This is a genomic window from Pantoea sp. B270 (assembly GCF_018726825.1).
GTDB lineage: Bacteria > Pseudomonadota > Gammaproteobacteria > Enterobacterales > Enterobacteriaceae > Pantoea > Pantoea dispersa.
Window position 1 is genome coordinate 18,665 of the sequence record NZ_JAHCSX010000003.1, and the last position, 13,000, is coordinate 31,664.

The following is a 13,000-nucleotide window of genomic DNA, read 5'->3' on the forward strand; positions in this document are numbered from 1 at the left end:
GACGATAAAAACAAAACGCCGCGATAATCGCGGCGTTTTTTATGGCTGAAGCGGCAACTAGAGTTGCAGCTCTTTGAGCTTTTCAGCCGGCAGCTTCAGATCTTCGTTACGGTTGACGCCAATGTCGTGCGCCAGCACGTTGCGCGCAATCTGCTGCGCTTCGTCCAGCGAGTGCAGCTTGTAGCTGCCGCACTGGTATTCGTTCAGTTCCGGAATCTGGTTCTGATCTTTTACCTTCAGCACATCTTCCATCGCGCCTTTCCACGCTTTTGCCACGCGCTGCTCGTCTGGCGTACCAATCAGGCTCATATAGAAGCCGGTGCGGCAGCCCATCGGTGAGATATCGACGATTTCCACGCCGTCACCGTTGAGGTGGTTACGCATGAAGCCCGCGAACAGGTGCTCCAGCGTGTGGATGCCGCGTTCGGTCAGGATGTCGATGTTCGGACGGCAGAAACGCAGATCGAAAACGGTGATGGTATCGCCATGCGGAGTGTTCATGGTCTTCGCCACGCGTACCGCTGGCGCGCCCATGATGGTGTGATCAACAGTAAAACTATCCAGTAGTGGCATACGTCACCTCCTGTTTTGAGATTTTTTTTAAAACGATGAAACTTTTCTGTTCGCCCAACGTCTGAATATATGAAAGACGCGCATTTGTTATCATCATCCCTGACAACAGAGATGTTAATTTAGGCCACAGTGATGTGGCCATTTTCTTTTCTAGCCTTCGCGACCTGCCAGATAGCTGGCAAAATCCAGTGTATCACTCTGCTCCAGCTGCTGCTGTTTCAGCACCGACTCCTGCGCCTGACGGCTAAAATCGGCTTCGGTGAGAATTTCCAGCGGCTCTTCGCACAGCAGATGACGATACTGCTCGGCCAGCGCCACGCCGGCTCCGGTCAGCCCCTGCTCTTTAATGGCTTGCAGAATGCGCGCCGAATAGGTTAGCTCAGGATCGTCAAACGACGCTACCAGTTGATCGCAAACCTGTTGATATTGCGTGCTGCCGTCATTGCTATCCAGCACTTCAGCCACCCGGCGCAGATCGGCAAACAGCGCTTTACCGACATCAACCAGCAGATGTTCCGTATCACTGCAGCCCACGCCGATCACCTGACCCGGCTTGCGCCCTTCCAGCACCACGCGGTTCCAGTTTTTCCGGCTGCACAGCAGCTCATCTGCGCTCATCTCCGGCGCATCGGCCAGCGTACACCAAATCAGGAACAGGTCGAGGAAGCGCGCCTGATCGGCATCCACACCAATGGCAGAGAACGGGTTGATGTCCAGTGAACGCACTTCAATATACTCAATGCCGCCGCGCAGCAGCGCATCGGATGGCGCCTCACCCGAGCGGGTCACGCGTTTCGGACGAATCGGTGCGTACAGTTCGTTCTCGATTTGCAGCACGTTGGTATTGAGCTGCAGCCAGTTGCCTTCCGCGTCCTTGGTGCCCATCGCCGCATATTCGGCAGACGGCGTTTTGATCGCCGCTTTCAGCGCAGCGACATACCCTTCCAGCGAGTTGAAGGTAATGCCCAGCCCGCTTTGTGATTTATTGGTGTAGCCCAGATCGCTCAGGCGCAGCGACGTGGCATACGGCAGCCACAATGTTCCTTCGCCGTTGGTTTCGAACGGCAGCTTACTTTCCCGTCCCTGCAGGAAGGAAGAGCAGATGGCTGGCGAAGCGCCAAACAGATAAGGAATCACCCAGCCGTAGCGATAGTAGTTGCGAATCAGGCGCAGATAGCCCGCCGAGATGGTCTCTTTGCCGCTCTCCGCGTCTTTGATATCCGCCCACTCCTGCCAGAACGACAGCGGCAGCGAGAAGTTATAGTGCACGCCAGAAATAATCTGCATCAGCGCGCTGTAGCGGTTTTTCAGCCCCTGACGATACAGGGTTTTCATTTTGCCGATATTGGAGCTGCCGTACTGTGCCAGCTCAATGTTGTCCACATCTTCAACATAGCCCGGCATACTGAACGGCCACATGCGCTCGTCGCCCAGCTCGCGCGCCACGTGACGGTGGATGTCACGCAGAAACGCCAGGGAGCGATCGATGTTCTGATCCACCGGGGTGATGAACTCCAGCAGCGTTTCAGCAAAATCGGTGGTAATCCAGTCGTGCTTCAGCGCAGAACCCAGCGATTCAGGGTGGCCAGTGGTCGCCAGATGACCATTCGGCTGGACGCGAAGTGTTTCACGTTCAATGCCACGGCCGATACCCTTTAACGCGTCGGGATGCGCTTCCAGCCAGGAGAGCGCTTTTGATACGTCCGGGATCACATTAACCTCCCGCTGTGTGAATAATTTATTTTTGTTCAGCATAATGTTAACCGTAGCCTCGAATCTGTGCGAATCAATGCCACCATTGCATACCTTGTAAAGTGGCGGTCGCGATAACGATATAACGCAGCGTTTTACCCAGGGCGAGAAACAGCACGCAGGGCAGCCAGGAGAAGCGCAACCACCCTGCGAGCACGCAGAGTAAATCGCCCACCACTGGCAGCCAGCTAAACAGCAGCGCTGCGGGTCCCCATCGTTGTAGCCACGTCATTGCTGTGTCGTGCCATCGCCCCTGCCCTGTTGCTGGCATCAGGCGACCAAGAAGAATGTTGGTCAGGCCGCCCAGCGTGTTTCCCACTGATGCAGCCAGTAACAATCCATAGACCGACCCTTTCTGGGCGATCAATAACGCAATCAGCACCGCTTCTGAGCTGCCCGGAAGCAGCGTTGCACTCAGAAAGCTACTGCCGAATAACGATCCATACGTCAGAAATTCATTCACAGTAAACGGACATCAACCACATCCATGCCCGCCGCTTTAGCCGCCTGCACGCCAAAGTCAGCATCCTCGAATACCACGCAGCGCGCAGGCGCAACCCCCATCAGCTCCGCACAGCGTAAGAAGGTATCAGGCTGCGGCTTATGACGCTGGACATCGTCCGCGCCGACTACCGCATCAAACAGATGATAAACGTTGAGCGCTTCCAGCAGCGCTTTGGCTAAGCTGTGTTCGCTGCCGGTGCCAACCGCCATCGGACGGCGACCGTGATAGGCTTTGACCACCTGCATCAGCGGCAGCGGACGCACGTCTTCCAGCAGCATCGCTTTCAATGCCGCCGTTTTCTCTGCCGCCAGCTGATGCGGATCGTGCTGCGCCTGATTCTGTTCCAGAATGTAGCGGGCCAGTTGCCAGGTGGGTGCCCCGTTGAATGCCACCATCTTTGCTTCGTCCATGGTGAAACCATAGCGGCTCAGCACCTGCTGCCAGGCTTTTCGATGTGTCGGCTCGGTATCAAGAATGGTGCCGTCCATATCGAAAATCAGGGCGTCATAGTGGTCGTACATTGTGACTCCATTAACACCACAAAATGAGCCATTACTTTAGCGTAATGCGCTCAGGTTGTCGCCAGGCAGGCTTAACCGCAAATGCTTTGAAAGCATTAGCAATTTTCGTTTTCAGAATAAGGTCAGAGCGCGCGACCGGCGATAAATGGCGGTAAATGCAGTGATTTTTTGATGGAGACGGCGCGTGAGAAAATCTTTCGGAATGCGGATGTTGAATCGGGTCAGGAATCAAGCGGAACAGCGCACAAGGGCAGTTTGCTTTTTATTTGATGGTGCATCCAGGAGGATTCGAACCTCCGACCGCTCGGTTCGTAGCCGAGTACTCTATCCAGCTGAGCTATGGATGCATTGAGATTTTCTTTCGATGAACAAACTGAACAGACTTGAGAATAACACAGAGAATGGTGCATCCAGGAGGATTCGAACCTCCGACCGCTCGGTTCGTAGCCGAGTACTCTATCCAGCTGAGCTATGGATGCATTGAGATTTTCTTTCGATGAACAAACTGAACAGACTTGAGAATAACACAGAGAATGGTGCATCCAGGAGGATTCGAACCTCCGACCGCTCGGTTCGTAGCCGAGTACTCTATCCAGCTGAGCTATGGATGCATTAAATGATTCTTGTACAACGCAGGGTGCTAACAACTCACCATGAAAGGAACTACTCGTTCACTCTTACTACTCTGAAGTAAATACCATATCCGAAGATGGTGCATCCAGGAGGATTCGAACCTCCGACCGCTCGGTTCGTAGCCGAGTACTCTATCCAGCTGAGCTATGGATGCATCGGAAAATGGCGGTGAGGCGGGGATTCGAACCCCGGATGCAGCTTTTGACCGCATACTCCCTTAGCAGGGGAGCGCCTTCAGCCTCTCGGCCACCTCACCTTACGCGTTCTTGCGAACCGTGCTTTTGAACTTTGTTTCCGCTCATCGGCACTGCGTGGCGCACATATTACTTTCCCGGACTTATAAGTCAAACAATTTTTCCCGACTTTTTACCGATTCAGGTTTGATTGCGCAAATGACGTGCAATCCGCATATTTTGCCGACAAAAAGAGTGATTTATCAACAGTAAAAGCGTGCGGCAGCCGACATAATTCGCGGAAAAAACAGCAGAGCGTGAACGGATAAAAATAACGACGGGAGGAAGAGAAGCGGTAGCGCCTCGCCACACAGCGAGGCACTGAATACGTTATTGAGGTGTACTCTGTGTTTTTTCAGCCTGAATACGCTGATAGATCTCTTCACGGTGAACCGACACTTCTTTTGGCGCGTTTACGCCTATGCGGACCTGGTTACCCTTAACACCCAGCACCGTTACAGTTACCTCATCACCAATCATGAGGGTTTCACCAACTCGACGAGTTAGAATAAGCATTCTTTGCTCCTTGAAAGATTAAAAGAGTCGGGCCTGTTCGGTCTCCCGGCCATATCCATCATATAACGCTGAACAATGCCTATGACAAATACACCATTGTGTTCTGCCATGCCAATACATTCTGCTGATAGTTAGTTTAGCCGAAATACACTACATCAACCGGACTTTGTCATTACCTGGTGCACACCGCGTTAAAAAGCGCCGAAACAGATGTTCCTGGCGCTCTTCACGATGCTTAATTTTATTTCGTTACAGCCGGTTACTCACCCACTCCGGCACGCCAGCCAGCGCGCCAGAAAGTGCCTGGGCGTCGGTTCCGCCAGCCTGCGCCAGGTCCGGACGCCCGCCGCCTTTACCGCCGACCTGCGCAGCCAGTTCGCCAATCAGCTCACCGGCCTTCACCCGATCGGTCAGATCTTTGGTGACGCCAGCAATCAGCGACACCTTACCTTCTGCAACGGTTGCCAGTACGATGACAGCAGAACCAAGCTGATTTTTCAGATCGTCCACCATCGTGCGCAGCATTTTTGGCTCGACATTGCTGAGTTCGCTTACCAGCAGTTTCGCGCCCTTCACCTCAACCGCTTTGCTACTCAGTGAAGCGCTTTCCTGCGCCGCTTGCTGATCGCGTAGCTGTTGCAGCTCTTTCTCCAGCGCACGCACGTTTTCTACCAGTCCGCGCACTTTCTCGTTCAGATTACTGTGGTTGGCTTTCACCACCTGAGCAATGTCGGTTAGCTGATCGCTCTGCGCGTGCAGTTGTGCAATCGCGGCTTCACCGGTCACCGCTTCGATACGGCGAATACCCGCCGCCGTGCCGGCTTCGCCCTGAATGCGGAACAGGCCGATGTCACCAGTGCGTGCCGCATGCGTACCGCCGCACAGCTCAATGGAGTACTCGCCCATGCTGACCACGCGCACACGCTGATCGTACTTCTCACCGAACAGCGCGGTGGCGCCCAGCGCTTTCGCCTCTTCCAGGTCCATCACGTTAGTAGTGATAGGCAGGTTGCGGCGAATCTGGGCGTTAACGATATCCTCAACCGCACGAATCTGCTGCGGCTTCATGGCTTCGCCGTGTGAGAAGTCAAAACGCAGGTACTTGTCGTTGTTAAGCGAGCCTTTCTGGCCAACGTGATCGCCCAGCACTTCGCGCAACGCTTCGTGCATCAGATGCGTCGCGGAGTGGTTGAGGATGATGCGCGAACGACGCACTTCATCGACCTGCGCCTGCAGGCGATCGCCCACCCGCAGCTGACCCTGGCGTAGCTTACCGATATGACCAAAGGCTTTGCCATATTTTTGCGTATCCTGCACGCTAAATTCAGCATTTTGCCCGGTCAGAACGCCGGTATCACCCACCTGGCCGCCAGACTCACCGTAGAACGGGGTCTGATCCAGAATCACCACCGCATCCTGCCCGGCTGTGACCTGCTCAACCTGCTGGCCGTCTACAAACAGCGCCTGCACCGTCGCCTCGAGCGAGAGGTGGTCGTAACCTTTGAATTGAGTCGGCGTATCAAAGCGGATAACCGTGTTGTAATCGGTACCGAAGCCGCTGGCTTCACGCGCACGCTGACGCTGCTGCTCCATCGCCGCTTCAAAGCCCGCTTCGTCAATCTTCAGATTGCGCTCACGGCATACGTCAGCAGTCAGGTCCGCCGGGAAGCCGAAGGTGTCATACAGACGGAAGACCGTTTCGCCGTCGAGGGTGTCGCCTTTCAGCTTCGCCAGCTCGTCGTCCAGCAGTGCCAGGCCACGCTCCAGCGTTTTAGCAAACTGCTCTTCTTCATTTTTCAGGGCGTTCTCAACGTGCTTCTGCTGACGCTTGAGATCTTCACCTGCTGCGCCCATCACCTCGATCAGCGGAGCCACCAGTTTGTAGAAGAACGCTTCTTTCGCGCCCAGCATGTTGCCATGACGCACCGCGCGACGAATGATGCGGCGCAGCACATAGCCACGGTTTTCATTCGACGGGATGACACCATCGGCAATCAGGAAGGCACATGAACGGATGTGGTCGGCGATCACGCGCAGTGATTTGTTGTTCAGATCGGTGGCGCCGGTTACCTGCGCCACCGCGTTAATCAGCTTCGCGAACAGATCGATTTCATAGTTGGAGTTCACATGCTGCAGTACCGCGGCGATACGCTCAAGGCCCATACCGGTATCCACCGACGGTTTCGGCAGTGGCTGCATGGTGCCGTCGGCCTGACGGTTGAACTGCATGAACACGATGTTCCAGATTTCGATATAGCGATCGCCATCTTCTTCCGGACTGCCCGGAGGGCCGCCCCAGATATGGTCGCCGTGATCGTAGAAGATTTCGGTGCACGGACCGCAAGGGCCGGTGTCACCCATCTGCCAGAAGTTGTCAGAGGCGTAAGCACCGCCTTTATTATCGCCAATGCGGATAATACGTTCGCGCGGTACGCCGATGTCATTGGCCCAGATTTCAAAGGCTTCGTCATCGGTTTCGTATACGGTTACCCACAGACGCTCTTTCGGCAGCTTAAACCACTGCTCGCCCGTCAGCAGTTCCCAGGCGTAGGCAATGGCTTCTTTCTTGAAGTAGTCGCCAAAGCTGAAGTTGCCCAGCATTTCAAAGAAGGTGTGGTGACGCGCGGTGTAGCCGACGTTTTCCAGGTCATTGTGCTTACCGCCGGCACGCACGCAGCGCTGCGACGTGGTGGCGCGCGAATAATCGCGCTTGTCCTGACCAAGGAAAACGTCTTTAAATTGCACCATGCCGGCGTTAGTAAACAGCAACGTCGGATCGTTGTTTGGTACGAGGGAGCTGCTGGCTACAACCTGATGTCCCTTGCTATGAAAAAAGTCGAGAAACGCTTGACGGATCTCAGCAGTGCTCTTGCTCATAAAATTCCTGGAATCACGCTAACGAACGTTCCCTTTCGCTGGCAAACCGCATGCGCCCGGCCCGCCACTGACTGAGGAACAAAAAGTGGGAATAAGATAAATTTTCTTCAATGGGAAGTAAAATCCCATCGCCTTTCAGTCGTCAATATTTCTGAAAATCGCCTGAATGTCTTCCATCATAAAGCCTTTCGACATCAGAAAGCGCTGGACTTTGCTTTTTTCCGCCCAGCTTTGCGGCAGCGGTTCGCCGAATTTACGTTTAGCGACCTCGGCCGCGCACTGGCTCCAGTCAACCTCGCTATCGAACAGCGCCTGGTTGATCTCATCACGGTCGATGCCTTTTTGCTGCAGCTCCATGCGCACCCGCTGTGGACCATAGCCTTTGCGCGCGCGACTCTGAATAAAGTGTTCGGTAAAACGCTGGTCGTTGAGCCAGCCATTCTCCTGACACCAGTCGAGCACTTTCTCCAGCAGCGCTTCCGGTATCGGCTGGCTCTCCTGTTGCTGTAGCCAGGCCGCACGCTGATTGTTCAGCTGCAGTTTGCGTTTCAGCTCGTCGCGGCTATGGTCGCGCTGCGACAAAATACGCATGGCACGATCGAGTACCCGGGAAAAGGTTGGCTCCGGAGCCTGTGATGAGGTCGATGACATAGGATTACCTTGTTGTGACTGTTGCGCAGGGTAAAGCAAGAAGGCAGAGAGGAAAAGCACGGGCGGGAAAAAGCAAAACGGGAGCATTGCTGCTCCCGTGGGTATGATTAGAAATCTTCGTTGGTTTCGCTGGCTTCTTCGTATTTATCAGCCGCGCTATCCGCTGTTGCCGCTTCTGCCGTTGCACCGGTCAGCAGCATGTCACGCAGCTTAACGTCGAGCTCATTGGCAATCGCCGGGTTCTCTTTGAGGAAGTTGGTGGCGTTCGCTTTACCCTGGCCGATTTTATCGCCGTTGTAGCTGTACCACGCACCGGCTTTTTCCACCAGTTTGTGCTTCACGCCGAGGTCAACCAGCTCGCCGAAGGTGTTGATGCCTTCACCGTACATGATCTGGAACTCAGCCTGCTTAAACGGTGCCGCCACTTTGTTCTTCACCACTTTAACGCGGGTTTCGCTCCCCACCACTTCGTCGCCCTCTTTAATGGCACCGATACGGCGGATATCCAGACGCACGGAGGCGTAGAACTTCAGGGCGTTACCACCGGTGGTGGTTTCCGGGTTACCGAACATCACACCAATCTTCATACGAATCTGGTTGATGAAGATCAGCAGCGTGTTGGACTGCTTAAGGTTACCCGCCAGCTTACGCATCGCCTGGCTCATCATACGCGCAGCCAGACCCATGTGCGAATCACCGATTTCACCTTCGATTTCCGCTTTCGGCGTCAGCGCCGCCACGGAGTCAACGATGATCACGTCTACCGCACCCGAACGGGCCAGCGCATCACAGATCTCCAGCGCCTGCTCACCGGTATCCGGCTGCGAACACAGCAGGTTATCAATGTCGACGCCCAGTTTCTTGGCGTATACCGGATCCAGCGCGTGCTCGGCATCGATAAAGGCACAGGTTTTGCCTTTACGCTGCGCAGCAGCAATGACCTGCAGGGTCAGCGTGGTTTTACCGGAGGACTCAGGTCCGTAGATCTCAACGATACGGCCCATTGGCAGGCCACCCGCGCCCAGCGCGATGTCCAGCGACAGGGAGCCGGTAGAGATGGTTTCAACATCCATCGAGCGGTCTTCACCCAGGCGCATGATGGAGCCTTTACCAAATTGTTTCTCAATCTGGCCCAGCGCGGCAGCTAAAGCCTTCTGTTTGTTCTCGTCAATCGCCATTTCCACTCCTAATCATGCCGGGTGAGCGGGCACCGTGTATGCCTGCTCGTTCTGTTGCCGCTAATTATACTGTATAGTCATACAGTATCAAGTTTAATTTGTCAGAAATTCATCCAGCAGCGCCTGCAGCGCCCAGCTGACCGACTGACGCCGGACAGCATCGCGATCGCCGGCAAACTGCTGGCGCTGCGCCAGCACGCGGCCCTCCGGACCCGCCAGCGCAAACCAGACGGTACCGACCGGCTTTTCAGCCGTGCCGCCATCTGGTCCGGCGATGCCGCTCACCGCAATACCGTAGCCAGCGCCGGCCGCGGCACAGGCGCCGGTCACCATTTCGCGTACCGTTTGCTCACTGACGGCACCATGCTGCGCCAGCGTCGCCGCCTGCACGCCAACCATCTGCTGCTTGGCCTCATTGCTATAGGTAACAAAGCCGCGCTCAAACCACGCAGAACTGCCGCTGATGTCGGTAAATACCTTGGCAATCCAGCCGCCGGTACAGGACTCCGCCGCCGTCACCGTCGCCTGACGATGCCTGAGCTGTTCGCCAATACGTCGGCTGAGCTGCTGAAGTTGTTCGTCGTTCATCGCCTTCTCCTGTTGTGGCGCTTCACGTTAGCAGTAAATGGTGCGGCAACAAGCCCTTTTCAACCGCCACCGTCGCATTTTGCGCGCTGCGTTCCGGTGAGGTCAGTGCGTTTTCACCGCCACCATAAATAAACGCGGAAAGGCCAGCAAAACCTGTCCATTACTGCGCGTCGGGTAAGCGGGCAGCAGCGCCTGATGATAGTCGCGTAAAAAGTCAGCCTGCTGCGCCTCATCCAGCGCGGCAAGGAACGGACGCAGCCCGGTGGCACGCAACCAGCTGATAATCGCCTGCGCATCCGCCATCGGATGATAGTAAGTGGTGCGCCAGATATCGACCTGACAGCCTGCATCGCCTAATAAATCATAGTAGCGATCGCTGCTCAGCAGGCGTTTGCGTTCTGCCGCCTGAGGCGAAATATGCGCCTGCCAGCGTGAGCTGGCCGCCACCTCACGCATCAGACGATGCGACGGCTCCTGCAGGTTATCCGGCATTTGCACCGCCAGTGCTCCGCCCGGTGCCAGCTGGTTTACCAGATGCGGCAACAAGGTTTCGTGGTCGGTCAGCCATTGCAGCGACGCGTTGGCATAAATGACCTGTTGCGGCTGCTCAGGCTGCCAGCTGCGGATATCGGCCTGACGAAAATCACAGTCCGGCAGGCGTTGCCGCGCCTGTTCCAGCATCGCCTCAGAGCTGTCGATGCCAGTGATGTGCGCCTGCGGCCAGGCCTGTGCCAGCAGTTCCGTGCTGTTGCCCGGGCCACATCCCAGGTCGGTAGCAAAGTGCACCCCGTGGACGGGAATACGCGCCAGCAGCTCCTGTGCCGGGCGCGTACGCTCAGATTCAAACTGACGATACAGCTGGGGATTCCAGTCTTGCATAGCAACGCTCCTGTCTGTGTGGAAGAGTCACACACTACCTGTTTTGCTGCGCGAGGCGCGAAGAGAAAAGTGCGGTTGCAGAAAAAGTGTGGATGGCGCAGCGGAGTCAGGTGCTGCAGGCTCAGGCGTGGTGATAGCGCGCAGGATGCGGATGTCATTACTTCCGCATCCTGCGGGGAAAAGCAACAGGACGGCGCATGGCCGTCCTGCAATTAGTTCTTTTTCACAAACTCAGATTTGAGTTTCATCGGACCGAAGCCGTCGATTTTGCAATCGATATTGTGGTCACCTTCAACCAGACGGATGCTTTTCACTTTAGTGCCGATTTTCAGGGTGGAAGAGCTGCCTTTCACCTTGAGATCTTTCACTACGGTTACGCTATCGCCATCTGCCAGCAGGTTACCGTTGGCATCGCGCACTACCAGCCCTTCGCTGCTGTCATCCGCGCTGGCGGACCAGATGTGGCCGCAGGAGGGGCAGTTCAGGTTATCACCCTCCTGCCAGGTGTAATCTGCCTGGCAGGCCGGGCAGGCAGGTAAAGTCGTCATACATATTCCTCAGTAGTCGGTATGCGATGAAGAAGGCACCGCAAAAGGGGCGCCATCTTATACCCTCATACTTTATAAGGACAGTATTAAAGCATGTTGCCCTGACGCGCCTGGGCGACCGCCTGCCCCAGCTGCCACACCGCCATGGCATAGTGCGTGCTGTGGTTGTAGCGCGTAATCACGTAGAAATTAGGCAGACCGTACCAGTATTGATAGCTGGTGCCGAGATCCAGCCGCAGCAGGCTGACCTGGCTGTTGCCGTCCAGCGAACCCTGCGGTGCCAGACCGCTGGCCGCCAGCGTATTCACTGAATAAGAGGTTTTGAAACCGTTCTCCAGCGCCGGTGCCTGACCGCTGGCGGGCACGGCGACGTTTTCACCGGAACGCCAGCCGTGCGCTTTAAAGTAGTTGGCAACGCTGCCGATGGCATCCACCGGATCCCACAGATTGATATGGCCGTCGCCGTTAAAATCGACCGCATACTGCTTATAGGAGGACGGCATAAACTGGCCGTAGCCCATGGCACCGGCGAAAGAGCCGCGCAGATCCAGCGGATCGTCCTGCTCGGTGCGCGCCATCAGCAGGAAGGTTTCCAGCTCGCTGCTGAAGTAAGCGGCACGGCGCGGATAGCTGAACGAGAGCGTTGCCAGCGCGTCCAGCAGACGTGTTTTGCCCATCACCCGGCCCCAGCGTGTTTCCACCCCGATAATCCCGACGATGATCTCCGGCGGTACGCCATACACCTGCTGGGCGCGCTGCAGCGCATCCTGATACTGATTCCAGAAGGCGACGCCGTTCTGCACGTTATCCGGGGTGATGAATTTATTGCGATAGCGAATCCACGCGCCGTTCGGCCCGCTCGGCGGCGTATAGCTCGGCGCCTGCTGATCCATCAGGCGCAGCACGTAATCCAGTCGCTTCGCCTGACCAATGACCGCATGCAGCTGGTCGCGGTTGAAACCGTGCTTCGCCACCATCTGATCGATAAATTGTTCCGCCGCCGGATTACCGGCAAAGTCGCCAAACATCGGCTGAATGGCGTGAGAAGGTTCCAATAAAAACCCCCCTTTCGGTGCAGGCACAACGGCGGATTGCTGCTGGGGGGCAGGCTTACTGCTGCAGGCAGCAAGCAAACAAATAAGCGGAAGAAGAGCAACCTTAAAACGCATCGGATATCCATAAGCCAGATGAAACACGAATGCTCATGGTAATCGTTCAACGAAGCGACTTACAGAGCAATGTCGTAAATTTACGCCCGTTGTGATTCTGCAGTTATGACCAGCCATATCTCTGGTCAGGTAATGAAAACGCCGCTGAGGTAAGGGGTGCACTGACCGAACTGACGCTCACCTGTAGCGCGGCAGCGGCCTCGCCCGGCCGCGGCTAAGCGCCGAATTTGCGCGCTGGCTCCACAGTTTTCCCCGCCGCGTAAAATTTGCTTTTTACCGCCTGTCGCAATTTGATATGGTCGCCAGCCAGAAACATCGGCTGGCGGATGAAGCGGGCTGCGCAAAAATGCTAACATCTGCCCTTTCGTTATCCGCCA

At 55.8% G+C, this 13,000-nt stretch carries 12 protein-coding genes and 5 tRNA genes; all 17 read right to left on the reverse strand.

Annotated features, from left to right (window positions below; all coding sequences use genetic code 11):
- Nucleotides 1–57 precede the first annotated feature (57 nt).
- Entirely contained in the window at nt 58–573 is a 516-nt protein-coding gene (gene luxS / locus KOL70_RS19720; protein WP_010617126.1) for an S-ribosylhomocysteine lyase, read from the reverse strand.
- A gap of 150 nt (nt 574–723) precedes the next feature.
- Nucleotides 724–2,328: a glutamate--cysteine ligase gene (gshA, locus tag KOL70_RS19725; RefSeq protein WP_215481436.1), complete on the reverse strand. Its 1,605-nt coding sequence runs from the start codon at nt 2,326–2,328 to the stop codon at nt 724–726.
- A gap of 31 nt (nt 2,329–2,359) precedes the next feature.
- Nucleotides 2,360–2,788, reverse strand: a complete 429-nt coding sequence (locus KOL70_RS19730; RefSeq protein WP_021507330.1) for a YqaA family protein — start codon at nt 2,786–2,788, stop codon at nt 2,360–2,362.
- Nucleotides 2,785–3,351: a fructose-1-phosphate/6-phosphogluconate phosphatase gene (yqaB, locus tag KOL70_RS19735; RefSeq protein ID WP_058771641.1), complete on the reverse strand. Its 567-nt coding sequence runs from the start codon at nt 3,349–3,351 to the stop codon at nt 2,785–2,787. The genes KOL70_RS19730 and yqaB overlap by 4 nt, the downstream gene beginning before the upstream one ends.
- Nucleotides 3,352–3,621: 270 nt before the next feature.
- A tRNA-Arg gene (locus tag KOL70_RS19740) sits at nt 3,622–3,698 on the reverse strand.
- Nucleotides 3,699–3,753: 55 nt separating this feature from the next.
- Nucleotides 3,754–3,830 (reverse strand) — tRNA-Arg (locus KOL70_RS19745).
- A gap of 55 nt (nt 3,831–3,885) precedes the next feature.
- A tRNA-Arg gene (locus tag KOL70_RS19750) sits at nt 3,886–3,962 on the reverse strand.
- A 99-nt stretch (nt 3,963–4,061) separates the two neighbouring features.
- A tRNA-Arg gene (locus tag KOL70_RS19755) sits at nt 4,062–4,138 on the reverse strand.
- Nucleotides 4,139–4,147: 9 nt separating this feature from the next.
- Nucleotides 4,148–4,240 (reverse strand) — tRNA-Ser (locus KOL70_RS19760).
- Nucleotides 4,241–4,547: 307 nt separating this feature from the next.
- Nucleotides 4,548–4,733 (reverse strand): carbon storage regulator CsrA, encoded by a 186-nt coding sequence (gene csrA / locus KOL70_RS19765; protein ID WP_021314278.1) that lies wholly within the window; start codon nt 4,731–4,733, stop codon nt 4,548–4,550.
- A gap of 249 nt (nt 4,734–4,982) precedes the next feature.
- The gene (alaS, locus tag KOL70_RS19770) at nt 4,983–7,610 is read right to left on the reverse strand and encodes an alanine--tRNA ligase (protein ID WP_215481437.1); all 2,628 of its coding nucleotides are present in this window, start codon (nt 7,608–7,610) and stop codon (nt 4,983–4,985) included.
- A 135-nt stretch (nt 7,611–7,745) separates the two neighbouring features.
- Complete coding sequence (locus KOL70_RS19775; RefSeq protein WP_233209874.1) at nt 7,746–8,261, reverse strand: regulatory protein RecX; 516 nt, start codon at nt 8,259–8,261, stop codon at nt 7,746–7,748.
- A 107-nt stretch (nt 8,262–8,368) separates the two neighbouring features.
- Entirely contained in the window at nt 8,369–9,439 is a 1,071-nt protein-coding gene (gene recA / locus KOL70_RS19780; protein ID WP_021507334.1) for a recombinase RecA, read from the reverse strand.
- 93 nt (nt 9,440–9,532) lie between these two features.
- Nucleotides 9,533–10,027: a nicotinamide-nucleotide amidase gene (gene pncC, locus KOL70_RS19785; protein ID WP_058776003.1), complete on the reverse strand. Its 495-nt coding sequence runs from the start codon at nt 10,025–10,027 to the stop codon at nt 9,533–9,535.
- A gap of 102 nt (nt 10,028–10,129) precedes the next feature.
- Nucleotides 10,130–10,906, reverse strand: coding sequence for a trans-aconitate 2-methyltransferase (gene tam, locus KOL70_RS19790; RefSeq protein WP_215481438.1), 777 nt, complete (start codon nt 10,904–10,906; stop codon nt 10,130–10,132).
- Nucleotides 10,907–11,118: 212 nt separating this feature from the next.
- Nucleotides 11,119–11,454 carry a zinc ribbon domain-containing protein YjdM gene (locus KOL70_RS19795; RefSeq protein ID WP_088516493.1) on the reverse strand — a complete coding sequence of 112 codons (336 nt, stop codon included), beginning with the start codon at nt 11,452–11,454 and terminating at the stop codon, nt 11,119–11,121.
- 86 nt (nt 11,455–11,540) lie between these two features.
- Nucleotides 11,541–12,623, reverse strand: coding sequence for a lytic murein transglycosylase B (gene mltB / locus KOL70_RS19800; RefSeq protein ID WP_031279678.1), 1,083 nt, complete (start codon nt 12,621–12,623; stop codon nt 11,541–11,543).
- Nucleotides 12,624–13,000 lie beyond the last annotated feature (377 nt).

Excerpts from the sequence above, each read along its gene's own strand:
- luxS (WP_010617126.1), bottom strand. The coding sequence starts at position 573 with ATGCCACTACTGGATAGTTTTACTGTTGATCACACCATCATGGGCGCG.
- gshA (WP_215481436.1), bottom strand. The coding sequence starts at position 2,328 with ATGCTGAACAAAAATAAATTATTCACACAGCGGGAGGTTAATGTGATC.
- yqaB (WP_058771641.1), bottom strand. The coding sequence starts at position 3,351 with ATGTACGACCACTATGACGCCCTGATTTTCGATATGGACGGCACCATT.
- csrA (WP_021314278.1), bottom strand. The coding sequence starts at position 4,733 with ATGCTTATTCTAACTCGTCGAGTTGGTGAAACCCTCATGATTGGTGAT.
- alaS (WP_215481437.1), bottom strand. The coding sequence starts at position 7,610 with ATGAGCAAGAGCACTGCTGAGATCCGTCAAGCGTTTCTCGACTTTTTT.
- KOL70_RS19775 (WP_233209874.1), bottom strand. The coding sequence starts at position 8,261 with ATGTCATCGACCTCATCACAGGCTCCGGAGCCAACCTTTTCCCGGGTA.
- recA (WP_021507334.1), bottom strand. The coding sequence starts at position 9,439 with ATGGCGATTGACGAGAACAAACAGAAGGCTTTAGCTGCCGCGCTGGGC.
- pncC (WP_058776003.1), bottom strand. The coding sequence starts at position 10,027 with ATGAACGACGAACAACTTCAGCAGCTCAGCCGACGTATTGGCGAACAG.
- tam (WP_215481438.1), bottom strand. The coding sequence starts at position 10,906 with ATGCAAGACTGGAATCCCCAGCTGTATCGTCAGTTTGAATCTGAGCGT.
- KOL70_RS19795 (WP_088516493.1), bottom strand. The coding sequence starts at position 11,454 with ATGACGACTTTACCTGCCTGCCCGGCCTGCCAGGCAGATTACACCTGG.
- mltB (WP_031279678.1), bottom strand. The coding sequence starts at position 12,623 with ATGCGTTTTAAGGTTGCTCTTCTTCCGCTTATTTGTTTGCTTGCTGCC.